The organism is Sphingomonas sp. AAP5 (assembly GCF_004354345.1).
Classification (GTDB): domain Bacteria; phylum Pseudomonadota; class Alphaproteobacteria; order Sphingomonadales; family Sphingomonadaceae; genus Sphingomonas; species Sphingomonas glacialis.
This window is the reverse complement of sequence record NZ_CP037913.1, coordinates 1,257,046-1,270,301: the sequence shown is the minus strand read 5'-3', so window position 1 is coordinate 1,270,301 and position 13,256 is coordinate 1,257,046. Positions and strand designations below refer to the sequence as shown.

The 13,256-nt window shown below is 66.3% G+C and carries 11 protein-coding genes; 8 read left to right on the top strand and 3 right to left on the bottom strand.

Going from position 1 to position 13,256, the window contains the following annotated elements:
• Positions 1 to 434: 434 nt before the first annotated feature.
• Positions 435 to 2,915, bottom strand: a complete 2,481-nt coding sequence (locus tag E2E30_RS05775) for a TonB-dependent receptor (protein WP_133188062.1) — start codon at positions 2,913 to 2,915, stop codon at positions 435 to 437.
• 261 nt (positions 2,916 to 3,176) lie between these two features.
• Here E2E30_RS05775 and E2E30_RS05770 point away from each other — a divergent pair, with 261 nt between their 5' ends.
• Both E2E30_RS05770 and E2E30_RS05765 read left to right on the top strand, forming a co-directional pair.
• Positions 3,177 to 3,647 (top strand): Hsp20 family protein, encoded by a 471-nt coding sequence (locus tag E2E30_RS05770; RefSeq protein ID WP_133188060.1) that lies wholly within the window; start codon positions 3,177 to 3,179, stop codon positions 3,645 to 3,647.
• Between the two features lie 163 nt (positions 3,648 to 3,810).
• Entirely contained in the window at positions 3,811 to 4,959 is a 1,149-nt protein-coding gene (locus E2E30_RS05765) for an aspartyl/asparaginyl beta-hydroxylase domain-containing protein (RefSeq protein WP_133188058.1), read from the top strand.
• Positions 4,960 to 4,986: 27 nt separating this feature from the next.
• Here E2E30_RS05765 and E2E30_RS05760 read toward each other — a convergent pair whose 3' ends face one another.
• Both E2E30_RS05760 and secG read right to left on the bottom strand, forming a co-directional pair.
• Entirely contained in the window at positions 4,987 to 6,621 is a 1,635-nt protein-coding gene (locus tag E2E30_RS05760) for a CTP synthase (protein ID WP_133188056.1), read from the bottom strand.
• 107 nt (positions 6,622 to 6,728) lie between these two features.
• A complete protein-coding gene (secG, locus tag E2E30_RS05755; RefSeq protein WP_133188054.1) occupies positions 6,729 to 7,133 on the bottom strand; it encodes a preprotein translocase subunit SecG in 405 nt (134 codons plus the stop codon).
• Positions 7,134 to 7,380: 247 nt separating this feature from the next.
• Between secG and E2E30_RS05750 the strand changes: the two genes are divergently transcribed.
• The 6 genes from E2E30_RS05750 (at position 7,381) to edd (ending at position 13,237) form a co-directional block, all read left to right on the top strand.
• On the top strand, positions 7,381 to 7,716 hold the full coding sequence (locus tag E2E30_RS05750; protein ID WP_029625324.1) for a MarR family transcriptional regulator: 336 nt from the start codon (positions 7,381 to 7,383) through the stop codon (positions 7,714 to 7,716).
• Positions 7,637 to 8,029 (top strand): SH3 domain-containing protein, encoded by a 393-nt coding sequence (locus E2E30_RS20715; protein WP_165954468.1) that lies wholly within the window; start codon positions 7,637 to 7,639, stop codon positions 8,027 to 8,029. The genes E2E30_RS05750 and E2E30_RS20715 overlap by 80 nt, the downstream gene beginning before the upstream one ends.
• Positions 8,026 to 8,955, top strand: coding sequence for an N-acetyl-gamma-glutamyl-phosphate reductase (gene argC / locus E2E30_RS05745; RefSeq protein ID WP_133188052.1), 930 nt, complete (start codon positions 8,026 to 8,028; stop codon positions 8,953 to 8,955). Before E2E30_RS20715 ends, argC begins: the two co-directional genes overlap by 4 nt.
• A 71-nt stretch (positions 8,956 to 9,026) precedes the next feature.
• Positions 9,027 to 10,493, top strand: a complete 1,467-nt coding sequence (zwf, locus tag E2E30_RS05740; protein ID WP_133188050.1) for a glucose-6-phosphate dehydrogenase — start codon at positions 9,027 to 9,029, stop codon at positions 10,491 to 10,493.
• A gap of 178 nt (positions 10,494 to 10,671) precedes the next feature.
• Positions 10,672 to 11,388, top strand: coding sequence for a 6-phosphogluconolactonase (gene pgl / locus E2E30_RS05735; RefSeq protein ID WP_133188048.1), 717 nt, complete (start codon positions 10,672 to 10,674; stop codon positions 11,386 to 11,388).
• Positions 11,389 to 11,416: 28 nt separating this feature from the next.
• Entirely contained in the window at positions 11,417 to 13,237 is a 1,821-nt protein-coding gene (edd, locus tag E2E30_RS05730; protein WP_133188046.1) for a phosphogluconate dehydratase, read from the top strand.
• The last annotated feature ends 19 nt before the right edge of the window (positions 13,238 to 13,256 follow it).

Genomic DNA, 13,256 nt, shown 5'->3' with positions numbered 1-13,256 from the left:
CCTCCCGACGCGCTCGTAACGCTTTTGTCACTGACACACGGGCAACGGCCGTGGGTTCGGGGACTGGCCTTCAGCGCCGCCGCAGGGCTGGCAGCGAAGGCCTAAATGGGGGCTGACGAGCGATCGTCACGCAGGCGTCCGGGTCGGAAACGGCCCGGACGTTTGCGTTTGGGCGAAGGCGCGTGCGCCACGCGCCGGTCCGCGGGCGCGGATCGCCCAAGCCGGCCGGCGGGTCGCCCTCGTGGCGAACCCGTCCGACGGCGGCTTTGCCGACCGGCGTTTTCTCTACCTTCGCCCCACTGCCCTCACCCCCACCTTGCTGCGCTCGGCCACCAGCATCGTGAAAACAGCGCCCCGCGCTGTTTAGGTCATGCTGGGGGCATGACCGACCCGATGCTCCCGCATGCGGGAGAGGGAAAGGGAGGGAGAGCAACTCAAAACGTCTTGGAAATCGTCCCCCCGAACGTCCGCGGATCGCCCGCTTGCCCGACGATCAACCCCGTACTGCCCGATTGCGTCGACAGCAGCTCGAAGTAATTCCGGTCGAACGCGTTACGCACCCAGGCGTAGACGTTGAAATCCGTCTTGCGATATCCGAGCCGGAAGCTCGAGAGCGCATAGCTCCCAATCCAGGTATACGCCGAGGGCGACGGATTGGACGAGAAGCGCGAGCGATAGCTGCCGTCATACCCGACATAGACCTGCCCGCCCGATCGGCCGACCGGCACATTGTATTCGCCGCCGTACGAGAAGGACCATTTCGAGATCCCCGGCAGCCGCTGCCCCGATATGTCGCACGCCGCCGGGCTGACGCCCCCCGCGACCCCGGCCGCGGTCGCCGGACTGGTCGCGCTGGCGGCGCTCCCGCCCGAAAGCTCGGGCGGGCATGGCGCGTTCTTGAAGTCGACGTATTTCGCGTCGGTATAAGCGCCGTTGCCATAGACCGAGAAACGCCGGCTCGGACGGAAGCTCGAGTCGAACTCGAACCCGCGCGACCGCACCTTGCCGGCATTGGCGAGATACCCGCGGATCACGTTGATCGCATTGTTGTTCACGGTCGCTTGATAATCGGTGATGTCGGTCCAGAAACCGGCGAGGTTGAGCGTCAGCCGACGGTCGAGAAACTGCGTCTTGAGCCCGATCTCATAGGCGTTGACCTTTTCGGGCTTCACGGTCTGCGTCGTCAGGTCGACGCCGGTGCTGGTCGCGTTGAGCGGCAGGCCCGACAGGTTGATCCCGCCCGATTTGAAGCTGCGCGCATAGGAGGCGTAGCCGTGGACGTCCGCCGCAAAGTCGTAAGACAGCGTGAGATCGCCCGACACGTTCCACGCGCTGAACCGCGGGCTGTAATGCTGCGGGGCGAGCGTGTTGATCTGGTTCTGGAAGGTGGTGCGCGCCGCGCCCGCTGGCGTCGCGGCGAGCAGGGCCGCGACGTTCGCACCGGTCGCGACGAAACTGTACTGGCTGTTGGCGATGCTGACGACCGCATCGTAGGTGCCCGATTTCTTGTCGTAATTGACGCGAAGCCCCGGCTGGACGTGGAGCTTGTCGGTCAACGCCCAGTTGAGCTTGCCGAACACGGCGAAGCTCGTGTTGTCGAAGGCGATCGTGTTGCTCGAGGTCAGGCCGTTGAGCACGTTCGGATTGCTGGCGTCGCTGCCCGACAGGAGGAAGCGGCTCGCCGCCGATCCCTGCACCTGCGAACCTTGGGTGCGGATCGTCTGGTGGAACAGGAAGGCGCCGACGGTATAGTCGAGCCGGCTCTTGCCGTTCGAGGCGAGCCGAAACTCCTGCGAGAGCTGCTTTTGCTGCGACGGGTTCTGCGAGATCGTGGTGATCGGCAAGCCGATGAAATCGCGGTCGTTGGCGGGCTGCCAGTCCCAATAGCGCCACGCGCTGACCGAGGTCAGCGTTGCCGGCCCGAGGTCCCAATTGGCGACGAGCGACGCACCGCCGACTTCCTGGCGCGAATTGATGCTGGCATCGAGATCGGTGACGCGGTCGAACGGGTTTGTGCTCGGCGGGGCATAGCCGAACGCGGCCGCAAGCGCGCCATATTGCCGGTTCGCCGCGCGCTGCGTCGTGCCTACCCGCGCGTAATATTGCGCGCAGCAGAGCGGGTTCTGCACGTTGAAATCGCCCGACAGCGTCAGGCTCAGCGTATCGGTCGGCTTGTAGAGCGCCTGGCCGCGGAAGCCGAGATTGCGCTGGCGATGGAGATCGGTCTTGCTCGCGACGTCGTAGATCGTGCCGTCGCGCGTCGTCGCCGAGGTCGACAGACGGATCGCCAGCGTGTCGGTGATCGGGCCCGAAACCGAGGTCTTGAGCTGACCGAAATTGTAATTGCCGACGCTCACTTCGGCGCGGACCTCAGGGGTGAAGCTCGGCGCGCGCGTCGTAATGTTGAGCGCACCCGACGTCGTGTTCTTGCCGTACAGCGTGCCCTGCGGCCCGCGCAGCACCTCGACCCGGTCCACATCGATGAAGTCGAAGGTCGCCGCGCCGACGCGGCCGATATAGACGCCGTCGATATAGAAACCGACGCCCTGCTCGATCCCGTCATTGGTCAAGCCGAACGGCGCGCCGAGCCCGCGGATGTTGATCGCCGAATTGCGCGGGTTGCTCGAATAGAATTGCAGCGAAGGGACTTGCTGCTGCAGCCGGTTGACGTTGAACGTGCCGCTCTCGGCGAGCGATTTGCCGGTCAGCACCGAGAGCGCGATCGGCACGGTCTGCTGCGTTTCGGCGCGGCGCCGGGCGGTGACCAGGATGTCGCCGCTATTCTCCTGCGCTGCCGGCGCGTCCGCCTGGGTGGCAACCACGTGTGCGTCTGCGGCAACGGGCGGATCGGTCACCACGGCGGGACTTCCGAGCGCAGTCGACGCGAGCAGCAGAGCCGGAAAGGAAGCAAGCATGACGGTCCCCTGGTTTCGGGCTTTTCCCGAGTCGCGCCATATGCCCACCAAATGCGGGGACTATCACTCGCGCTCGTTCTTGGGGCCGCGATAGGTGCGCTTTAGCATCGCTTCAAAAACCGCTGCGGGGCCTCTTGAACTCGGTGCGCGGCCAACCAGATTCAGCGAGTGCGGCGCTCTTTGGGAGGCCGCGCCGGGCGGGTCGCGCAGCAGCGGACCCGGCTCGATTTCGACGACACTCGCTTAATCGAAGGAGTCTTTATGCGTACGTTCGATCTGACCCCCTATCGCCGCTCGACCGTCGGCTTCGACCGGCTGTTTGACATGCTCGAGGCCAATGCGCGCCAGGCGAGCGCCGATAATTACCCGCCCTTCAATCTCGAGCGACTCGATGGCGACCGCTATCGCATCACGCTCGCCGTCGCCGGTTTCGGCCGCGACGACATCGAGATCACCGCGCAGCAGAACCTGTTGCAGGTGAAGGGGCGCAAGGAAGCGCAGGACGAGGCGATCGCCGCGTTTCTCCACATCGGCATCGCCAACCGCAACTTCGAGCGCCGCTTCGAACTCGCCGATTTCGTGCGGGTCGAGGATGCTCGGCTCAACGACGGACTGCTGGTGATCGACCTGGTCCGCGAAGTGCCCGAGGCGATGAAGCCCAAGACCATCGCGATCAAGACCGGCGCCCCGCTGGTCGCGGTCGACTCCGCGAGCGACGTCAAGGCGGCATAACGCTCGTTCGAGCGCCCTTACGGCGGTGTCGGGAGCAATCCCGGCGCCGCCGATTGCGCACTCTGGCCGGTTGCGGATCGCAGTGCGCCTGCTAGCCTGACAGGACCGAACCCGGCCGATCAGGAGTCTCCGCCTTGCCGCCTCGACCGCGCGATACCGCCTGATGGCAACGAGCCTCCCGGTCGAGCGCTATCTGAACGAAGGCATCGCGGCGCTGCGCCGCGGCGACGCGACGCGCGGTCGCGCCTTGCTCTCCGCGATCGAAAGTGATCCGCGCGCGCTTTTTCCGCTCGCGTTCGCGTGCGGGGCGTTACGCGACGAAGCCGGTGCCCGACGCGCGCTGCAGCGGCTGCTCGGTCTGCAGCCCGATCACATCCCAGCGTTGATCATGATGGGCGACCTTGCCACGCAAACCGATCAGCGCGGTGCCGCTGCGTATTATCAAGCCGCGATCGCCAATGCGGCGGGGCAGCGCGATGCGCTCCCGCCGGAGCTGCAGGCTGATCTCGAGCGCGCGGCTGGCTTCATCGCCGCGACGTCGCGCGACTATGAAGCGTTCCTGCACGATCATCTGGCGGCGAGCGGCATTCGGCTGAGCCCGGCGACTCGCCGCGTCGAGCACGCGATCGACTTGCTGACGGGCAAGATCGAGATTTTCGTCCAGCGACCGTCGAGCTTCTACTTTCCGGGGCTGCCGCAAATCGGCTTTTTCGATCGCAGCCAGTTCGACTGGCTCCCTGCCCTCGAAGCCGCAACGGGCGATATCCAGGCCGAACTGCACGCGGTGATGGCGCGCGACGGGGATTTTCCACCCTATGTCGCGACGCCGGCCGATCGCCCCCCGCCGCCCAACCCGCTGCGCGACGACGCGAGCTGGGGCGCGTTCCATCTGCTGCGCGCGGGCACGCCGGTCGCGGGCAATGCCGAGCGCTGCCCGGCGACGATGGCGGCGCTCGCCGCGACGCCGATGCCGCGGATCGACCAGCGCGCGCCGATGGCGTTGTTCTCGCTGCTCAAGCCGGGAACGCACATCACCCCGCATCACGGGATGCTCAACACGCGGCTGATCGTGCATCTGCCGCTGATCACCGCGCCCGAGTGCGGCATGCGCGTCGGCGCCGAGACGCGCGGCTGGACGCTCGGCGAAGCGCTGGTATTCGACGACTCGATCGAACACGAAGCCTGGAACCGCGGCGACACGACGCGTGTGGTCCTGCTGTTCGAGATCTGGCGGCCCGAGCTGACCGAACCCGAGCGCGAGGCGCTGAGCGTCCTCTTCGGCGCGGTCGAAGCGTTCGTCGATCAGGGGTGAGCGGATCGCGAACCCCCGACGATCAGCTCAGACGAGCCGCGACTGCTTGACCGCCGCGGCGATGAAGCTCTTGAAAAGGGGATGCGGGTCGAACGGCTTGCTCTTGAGTTCGGGGTGGAACTGCACGCCGACGAACCACGGATGGTCGGGCCGCTCGACGATCTCGGGCAGCGTGCCGTCGGGCGACATGCCGCTGAACACCAGACCGCCCTTTTCGAGCCGCTCGCGATACGCGGTGTTGACCTCGTAGCGGTGACGATGGCGCTCCGAGATATCGGTTTCGCCATAGATGCTCGACACCACGCTGTTGCCTTCGAGCTTCGCCGGATAGGCGCCGAGCCGCATCGTGCCGCCGAGATCGCCGCCATGCTCGCGCTTCTCGATGCCGGCCGCGCTCATCCATTCGGTGATCATGCCCACGACGGGCTCGTCGGTCGCGCCGAACTCGGTCGAGCTCGCGCCGGGGATCCCGGCGAGATCGCGGGCACCTTCGACGCACGCCATCTGCATCCCGAAGCAGATCCCGAAATACGGAATCTCGCGCTCTCGCGCGAAGCGGACGCTGGCGATCTTGCCTTCCGCGCCGCGCGACCCGAACGCCCCTGGGACGAGGATCGCGTGCAGCGGCTCAAGCCGGGCGGTGATGTCGGCGTCGTCGGCCTCGAACAGCTCGGCGTCGATCCACTCGACGTTGACCTTGACCTTGTTGGCGATCCCGCCATGCACCAGCGCCTCGCCGAGCGACTTATAGGCATCCTGAAGCCCGACATATTTGCCGACCACGCCGACGGTGACTTCACCCTCGGGATTGGTCACGCGGTCCATGATGTCGGTCCAGCGCGAAAGATCGGGTGCGCTGCCCGGCAGGATGCCGAAGGCGTTGAGCACCGCGTCGTCGAGGCCTTGCTCGTGATACTGCACCGGCACCGCATAGATGCTCTTGGCGTCGAGCGCCGGGATGACGGCTTCCTTGGGAACGTTGCAGAACAACGCGATCTTCGCGCGGTCGCTGTCGGGCAAAGGCTGCTCGCAGCGGCACACCAGCACGTCGGGCTGGACGCCGAGGGCTGCCAGTTCGCGCACCGAATGTTGCGTCGGCTTGGTCTTCAGCTCGCCGGCCGCCGCGATATACGGCACCAGCGTGACGTGGATGCTGACCGAATTGCCGCGGCCGAGATCGTTGCGGAGCTGGCGGATGGCTTCGATGAAGGGCAGCGACTCGATGTCGCCGACGGTGCCGCCGATCTCGCACAGTACGAAATCGAGATCGTCGGTCTGGTCTTGCGCGAATTCCTTGATCGCGTCGGTGACGTGCGGGATGACCTGAACGGTCGCGCCGAGATAGTCGCCGCGACGCTCGCGCGTGATGATCTGTTGATAGATCCGCCCGCTCGTGACGTTGTCCGACTGGCGCGAGGCGACGCCGGTAAAGCGTTCATAATGCCCGAGATCGAGGTCGGTCTCGGCCCCGTCGTCGGTGACATAGACTTCGCCGTGCTGGTAGGGCGACATCGTGCCGGGATCGACGTTGAGATAGGGATCGAACTTGCGAATCCGCACGCGATAGCCGCGCGCTTGCAGGAGAGCCGCGAGGCTCGCTGCCATGAGACCCTTGCCGAGCGAGGAGACCACGCCGCCGGTGATAAAGATGAACCGCGCCATGGGAGAAAAGGCCTAGCGTCAAACGGGGTGGCGCGGCAAGCGCGCGACTCCGGGAAATGGTGGATATGCGCGACCGATCGAGCCGCGCGCGAAGGGACCCGGTCTGGTTACTGTGCGAGCGGAACCGACGTGTTGCCGACCGGCGCCGCGCTATTCGGCGCGGCCTGCAGCGCACTGCGCGCGCCCGAGGCGAACGGCACGTTGGGATCGCCCGGTGCGACTGGCGCCTGGACCGGCGCGGTGACCGCAGCCGGCTTGGCGCTGGCATCGACCTTGACCGACTTGCCCTGCGCCGCGAGCACCGCGAGCAGGATGCTGAGCGCGATGAATAGACCGCCGAGGATCGAGGTCGCGCGCGTCAGGAAATCCGCTGCCCCGCGCGCCGACATCAAACCGGCCGGGCTCCCACCCATGCCGAGCCCACCGCCCTCGGATCGCTGCATCAGGACGACCGTCACCAGCCCGAGAGCGATGACGAAATGGACCACGAGGAGAAACTGGAACAGAAACATGAAGCGGGCTGATTCCTTGGGGGCGCTTTGACAGCGAAGCCGGGCACATAGGCGAGGTAAGCCGCGCGATCAACCGCGCGCGCAACGACCGTTATCGCAACCTGTCCGTCACATTTCGCTATCGAACTGAAACCTGTGGCTTCCCGGAACGTTAGTGGACCAGGAATATCCCCGCTGGTGGGGGTTACCGAGTTATTTGCGGACACTAGCTGTGGCGATACAGACAGATCATGCGCTTGCCGACTGGATGCATACACTGGTCGATTATGTCCGGTCGGGTGAGCCTGATCTGACCAATCGCCAGATGGCACTTCTGCTGGTAGTGTATCTCAAACCAGGGCCGCATACGGTGCGCGGGCTGGCGGCGATGCTCAACGTCTCTAAACCCGTTGTCACGCGCGCCTTGAACAGGCTCGGTACCCTGGGCTATCTGCGCCGCCAACGGGACGACAATGACAAGCGCAACATCTTTGTTGCGCGTACGTCCGAGGGGGCAAGTTTTCTTGACGATTTCGGCCAATTTATCGGCGACACCACGCCCCAACCCGCACGACAGCGGATCGTCCGGCACGCCGCCGCGTAGGAGCTTTGCGCTCAGCGGGCAGTCGGTCGAGCTCGATCCGCGCACGCACGCCGTGCGCCGCGACCTCGCCGACATCCGCTTGGCCGATCGCGTCTTCGCGCCGCATTATGCTTCGTGCGTGCAACGCATCGTGATCAGCGCTACGGGCCTTCGCGAAGGCGCTGATGCGGAGTCTGCCGTGCTGACCGATCTCAAGACGGGCGATGTGTTCGAAGTGCTCGAATTCGTCAAAGGCCGCGCCTGGGGGCTTGCGCCGGGCGCGGGACTCGTCGGCTATGTCGATGCCGACACGCTGTCCTGGCCTGCCGCATGAGCGTTTCGGTCTTCATCGACGGCGCCGCGGGCACCACCGGTCTCGAAATTCGCGAACGGCTGGCCGGACGCGATGACATCGCGATCGTGCTGCTCGACGAAGCGCGGCGCAAGGACCCGGCGGCGCGCGCCGAGGCGCTGAATGACAGCGACTTCGTGATCCTGTGCTTGCCCGACGACGCCGCGCGCGAGGCGGTTTCGCTCATCGCCAATACCCGCACGCGCGTGATCGACGCCTCGACCGCGTTCCGCGTCGCCGAGGGCTGGACCTACGGCTTTGCCGAGGTCGAGCCCGGCCAGGCAAATGCGATCGCCGAGGCAAAACGCGTCTCCAATCCTGGCTGCTATCCGACGGGTTTTCTCGCGTTGCTGCGTCCGCTCGTCCGCGCCGGGCTGGTGCCGGTCGATTGGGGAATCACCGTCAACGCCGTGTCGGGCTATTCGGGCGGCGGCAAGGCCATGATCGCCGAATATGAGGGCGTGAACCCGCCCCCGGCCACGCGCGCCTATGCGCTTGGACTTGCGCACAAGCATGTGCCCGAGATGCAGAAGCATGCCCGGCTCGAGCATCCGCCGATCTTCACGCCGTCGGTCGCCAACACCTATCGCGGGATGATCGTCGAGGTGCCGCTCGCGCTGTATCGTTTCCCGCGCCGGCCGACCTTGCTCGCGTGCGAAACCGCGTTGCGCGAGGCCTATCCCGAGGGTGGGCTGATCCGAATCGCCGATGGCGATGCGTCCGCAGTGCAGATCGAGGATGACGCCGGCACCGATCGGCTGACGCTGCGCGTCTGCGGCAATGCCGAGACCGGGCAGGCACGGCTGATCGCAACGCTCGACAATCTCGGCAAGGGTGCGGCGGGCGCCGCCGTGCAGAATCTCAACATCATGGCCGGGCTCGATCCGCTCGCCGGCCTCACTGTGTAACGCAAGGTTTCAGCTTGGCGGGGCGCCCGGCGTTCCCTAGGTGATGCCTTCCCCAGGAGCTCGAATTTCGCATGGCCAATCGCACGCCCGTCGGCAAACTCCTTCTGTTCGGCGCGACCGGCGACCTTGCGCAGCGCATGTTGTTGCCCTCGCTCTATGGCCTGCACGCCGACGGCCTCCTCCCCGAAGGGCTGACGATCACCGGCACTGCGCGCTCGGAGAATAGCGACGAGAGCTATCGCAAGTTCGCCAAGGAAGCGCTCGAGAAGTTCGTCCCCAAGGACCGGATGGACGCCAAGGCGATCAAGTCGTTCCTCGAGCGCGTCCAGTACCAGGCGCTCGATGCGACCGACATGGCGCATTACAAGGAACTCGCCGCCAAGGTCGGTGACGTCAGCGGCGGTCTCGCGATCTTCCTGTCGACCGCGCCGTCGCTGTTCGAAGCGGTGATCCGCGGGCTCGACTCGGCGGGCCTCGCCGGCGAGACCGTCCGCATCGGGCTCGAAAAGCCGCTCGGCTACGACCTCGCGTCGAGCCGCGAGATCAACGACACCGTCGCGACCGCCTTCCCCGAGGATCGGACCTTCCGGATCGATCACTATCTCGGCAAGGAGACGGTGCAGAACATCCTCGCCTTGCGCTTCGGCAATTCGTTCTTCGAGCCGGTATGGAACGCGCGCGGCATCGACAATGTCCAGATCACGATTTCCGAGACCGTCGGGCTCGAGGAGCGCGCCGCATATTATGACGGCGCGGGCGCGTTGCGCGACATGGTCGCCAACCACATGCTGCAATTGCTCGCGCTGATCGCGATGGAACCCCCTGCCCGCTTCGACGGCAATGCGATCCGCGACGAGAAGGCCAAGGTCTTCCGCTCGCTGCGCTTGATCGAGCCGCAGGATGCGCCACGCGACACCGTCACCGGCCAGTACGGCGCGGGCGCGAGCGGCGGTGAGATCGTCAAGGGGTATATCGACGAGCTCGAAAAGCCATCGACGACCGAGACCTTCGTCGCGATCAAGGCGCATGTCGATAATTGGCGTTGGCAGGGCGTGCCGTTCTACCTGCGCACCGGCAAGCGCATGCCGACGCGGCGCAGCGAGATTGCGATCCAGTTCAAGCCGGTCCCGCATTCGATGTTCTCGAACCGTGGCGGGTTGCTCCAGCCCAACGTGCTGGTGATCCGGTTGCAGCCCGAGGAATATGTCCAGCTGCTGGTGATGGCAAAGGAGCCCGGCCTCGACCGCGACGGGATTCGTTTGCGCGAAGTGCCGTTGAACCTCAGCCTCGATGCCGAGTTCGCAGGTTCGCGCCGGCGTATCGCCTATGAGCGGTTGCTGCTCGATCTGATCGAGGGCGACCAGACGCTGTTTGTTCGCCGCGACGAGGTCGAGGCGCAATGGACCTGGATCGACGCGATCCGCGCCGGCTGGGTGGCGAACGACATGAAGCCCAAGAGCTATGCCTCGGGCAGCTGGGGCCCGAGCGCCGCGATCGCGCTGACCGAGCGCGACGGTGTGACCTGGCTCGACGAGTAGTTTTATTTCAAAGCCCTCTCCCGCCTTCGCGGGAGAGGGTTGGGTGAGGGCCTTCTTCTCGTCGTCCCTCGAAGCTAGAAGACCCTCACCGACTGCGACTAGGCCGCGCTGAAGAAGCGCGACCAAGTCTCCGTAGCCTCTCCCGCGTGCGGGAGAGGACAAGCAAAGAGAGAAGACAATGAGCGACGAACACGAAATCGAATGGTGGGACTATGAAGACGCCGAGGAGATGGCGGCGGCCGTCGCCGGCGACATCGGCTTCATCATCGACAGCGCGATCGACGCGCGCGGCGCCGCCGTAATCGCGCTATCCGGCGGCAAGACGCCGATCCCGATCTACGCCAAGCTCGCCGCCGCCAAGCACGACTGGAAGCGCGTGACGATCGTCCCCGTCGACGAGCGCATCGTGCCGCTCGGCGATCCGCTGTCGAACGTCACGATGATCGCCAAGGCGTTCCTGCCCAAGGGCGCACGCGTCATGCCGATCGTGCCCACCGCGACCGCCGATTATAAGGCCGCCGGCCGCTCGGCCGATGCGCTGATGCAGGATCTGCACTGGCCGCTCGATTTGTGCCTGCTCGGCGTCGGCGCCGACGGCCACACCGCGTCGATCTTCCCCGGCCCCGATTATGACGAAGCGCTGTCGGGCCCGAACGAGCGCCGCGCGCTCGGCGTGATGCCCGATCCGCTGCCCAAGGAAGCCCCGGTCCCCCGCGTCACGCTCAGCCGCGCCGCGATCGTCTCGGCGCGCGCGTTGATCATCGCGGTAACGGGCGACGCCAAGAAGTCGGTGATCGAGGCCGCGATCAAGCAGGGTCCGTCGTCGAGATATCCGATCGGTCGCGTGCTTGCCGATGCCGAGCTGCCGGTGGATATTCACTGGGCCGCCGAATGATCTCCAACCCCTCCCCGGGAAGATTGTCGTGACCCTCCATTCCGAAATCGCAGCCGTCACAGACCGCATCATCACTCGCTCGAAGCCGACCCGCGACGCCTATCTGTCACTGATCGGCCGGGCGCGCGACACGCATATCGAGCGGCCCGCAATGGGCTGCGCCAACGCCGCGCATGCCTATGCCGGTACCGAGGAGGATCGCCCCGCGCTCACCGCCGGCAAGGCGATGAACATCGGCATCGTCACTTCGTATAACGACATGCTCTCGGCGCACGCGCCGTATTATCGCTACCCCGAGCAGATGAAGATCTGGGCGCGCGAGGCGGGCGCGACCGCGCAGGTCGCCGGCGGCGTGCCCGCGATGTGCGACGGCGTGACGCAGGGCTATGCCGGCATGGAGCTGTCGCTGTTCAGCCGCGACACGATCGCGCTGTCGACCGCCATCGCGCTCAGCCACGGCATGTTCGAGGGCGCGGCGCTGCTCGGCATCTGCGACAAGATCGTGCCGGGCCTGCTGATGGGGGCTTTGCGCTTCGGCCACCTGCCGATGGTGCTGATCCCCGCCGGGCCGATGCCGTCGGGCCTTCCCAACAAGGCCAAGGTCGAAGTTCGCGAAGCCTATGCCGAGGGCAAGGTCGGCCGCGATGCGCTGCTCGAGGCCGAGATCGGCGCTTACCATTCGAAGGGTACCTGCACCTTCTTCGGCACCGCCAATTCGAACCAGATGATGATGGAGATGATGGGCCTGCACATGCCCGGCGCCGCCTTCATCAACCCCGGCACCAAGCTCCGCCAGGAGCTCACGCGCGCTGCCGTCCACCGCGTGACCGAGATCGGCTGGCACGGCGACAGCTATCGTCCGATCGGCCTGTGCGTCGACGAAAAGGCGATCGTCAACGCGGCGATCGGCCTGCTCGCGACCGGCGGCTCGACCAATCACCTGCTGCATTTGCCCGCGATCGCGGCGTGCGCTGGCATCGTGATCGACTGGGAGGATTTCGATCGCCTGTCGAAGGCCGTCCCGCTCGTCGCACGCGTCTATCCCAATGGCGCGGCCGACGTGAACGGCTTCGAGGATGCCGGCGGGATGCCGTACGTCATCCGCGAGCTCGCCGATGCCGGGCTGCTCCACCGCGACCTGATGACCGTCGCGGGCGCGGACATGACCGACTACGGTCGCAAGCCGCGGCTCGACGACGCTGGCACGCTCGGCTGGGTCGATCCCGGCCCGAGCGGCGACGAGACGATCGTGCGCACCCCCGCCGCGCCGTTCGCCCCCGAAGGTGGCTTCCGCATCCTCACCGGCAATCTCGGTCGCGCGTGCATCAAGGTCTCGGCGGTCGAGCGCGATCGCTGGACGATCGAGGCGCCGGCGGCGGTGTTCCATGATCAGGCGGCGGTGCTCGCCGCCTTCCAGGCCGGCGAGCTGACGCGCGACGTCGTCGTGGTGATGCGCTTCCAGGGGCCGCGCGCCAACGGGATGCCCGAGCTGCACAAGCTCACGCCCGCGCTCGGCGTGCTGCAGAACCGGGGTTACCGCGTCGCGCTCGTCACCGACGGCCGCATGTCGGGCGCGAGCGGCAAGGTTCCGGCCGCGATCCATTGCTCGCCCGAGGCACTCGGCGACGGTCCGCTTTCGCGCGTGCGCGACGGCGACATCATCCGGCTCGATGCCGAAGCGGGTGTGCTCGAGGCTTTGGTCGATCCGGTGGAGTGGGCCGCGCGCGTGCCCGCGACCGCGCCGCCCGAGGCCGACGGCATGGGCCGCGAGTTGTTCGGCCTGTTCCGCGCCAATGCGAACGAGGCCGAGCGCGGGGCATCGCCGCTGCTAACGGGTATGGGCTGGTAATTGCCCCACGCCGCGCTGC